Origin of the sequence: Streptococcus sp. GMD1S, assembly GCF_000296875.1 — a bacterium.
Classification (GTDB): domain Bacteria; phylum Bacillota; class Bacilli; order Lactobacillales; family Streptococcaceae; genus Streptococcus.
In genome coordinates, this window is record NZ_AJQY01000363.1 from 1 (window position 1) to 1359 (window position 1359).

Annotated in this window: 2 protein-coding genes and 1 pseudogene; 2 read left to right on the plus strand and 1 reads right to left on the minus strand. The window is 39.7% G+C overall.

All coding sequences use genetic code 11. From position 1 onward, the window contains the following. Together GMD1S_RS10330 and GMD1S_RS10335 are read left to right on the plus strand one after the other, a co-directional pair. Positions 1 to 304, plus strand: a pseudogene (locus GMD1S_RS10330) (DUF1697 domain-containing protein); the annotation flags it as partial. Between the two features lie 10 nt (positions 305 to 314). Continuing rightward, the gene (locus tag GMD1S_RS10335; RefSeq protein ID WP_001081769.1) at positions 315 to 770 is read left to right on the plus strand and encodes an 8-oxo-dGTP diphosphatase; all 456 of its coding nucleotides are present in this window, start codon (positions 315 to 317) and stop codon (positions 768 to 770) included. Positions 771 to 798: 28 nt separating this feature from the next. Here the strand turns inward: GMD1S_RS10335 and GMD1S_RS10340 are convergent. After that, the coding region (locus GMD1S_RS10340) for a TipAS antibiotic-recognition domain-containing protein (RefSeq protein WP_000352139.1) at positions 799 to 1359 on the minus strand (561 nt) is incomplete at its 5' end.

Consider the following 1359-nt stretch of genomic DNA (forward strand, 5'->3'; position numbering starts at 1 on the left):
AATGGTTATCAAGAATAAGAACGATTTTGAAAAGATTGTTCATGAGAATCCATTTAAAGAAGACTATCTTCATGATCGTGTGCATGTAATTCTTTATCAAGGACTTATCCAAAGTCTGCCACTAGAAAAATTGAAAACTGACTACGGCGAGGAAGAAATCTGTGTAGGCGATTACTGTCTCTACCTCTATCTTCCTAGAACTGCAAAACAAAAAAAGCTCAATACTAACTATCTTGAAAAATTGTTTGGCGTGGTTCTGACCATGCGAAAGTTAAACGTCGTGGAAAAGTTACTAACAAAATAGGAAAAACAATATGAACAGGCGAGAATTAGTCGAATTTGTCAATATGTGTATGATTCAAAACGGAGACAAGGTGCTGGTCCAAGACAGAGTTAGCCCTGACTGGCCTGGTATTACTTTTCCTGGCGGGCATGTTGAACGTGGCGAATCCTTTGTCGAAGCTGTCATTCGTGAAGTGAAAGAAGAAACTGGACTAACTATTTCAAAACCCCAACTCTGTGGTATTAAAGACTGGTATGACGACGAGGATTATCGTTATGTCGTCCTATTTTACAAGACCGAACACTTTACTGGTGAGCTACAATCTTCAGACGAAGGAAAGGTATGGTGGGAAGAGTTTGAAAATCTCTCTCAACTAAAACTGGCAACCGATGATATGTCTGATATGCTTCGTGTTTTTTTGGAAGATGATCTCAGTGAATTCTTTTACTACAAAGACGGTGACGACTGGCTTTATGACTTGAAGTAAAAAATAGGCTAGGAAATTCCTAGCCTATTTATTCTGCATTTGTCTGAACGTAAATAGCAATGACATCTGATGTGTATTGAGCTGTTCCAGGTCCAAATTTGTCAATGTTTTCCTTAAACTCTGGGTTGTAGACGTATCCTTTACCGATATGGCCGAAGACTTCAATAGAGCAGTCAAATCCATAAGTACGAATAGCTTGCCAGAGTTTAGCTGCCTCTTCTTGGTTTTCAGCTGCTGTTGCAGGCAGACCATCTTGAAGATTTTGAGCCAAGGCTTGAAAGACTTGGTTAAAGGCGGCCGTAGACTCGTCTTCGCGACCTTTTTGGCGCTCAAGAGCTTGGTCCATGACTTCTTGTCCATATTTCTCTACCGCCTCTTGGTGGTATTTTTGATGATCTTGATAGCTAAATCCAGTGAATTTTTCCTCAATCGTCATTTTTATTTCTCCTTTTTGTTCTTGAATGGTTTTTTGCAAGGTGGAAATCAAGGTATCCAGGTGTTTCCTTTCTCGAGTTAGATAATCCAACTGCCTAGTCAAATGGGGCAATAAATCTGTCCTTTCTTCCTTTAACAGCTCTGCTATTTTTTC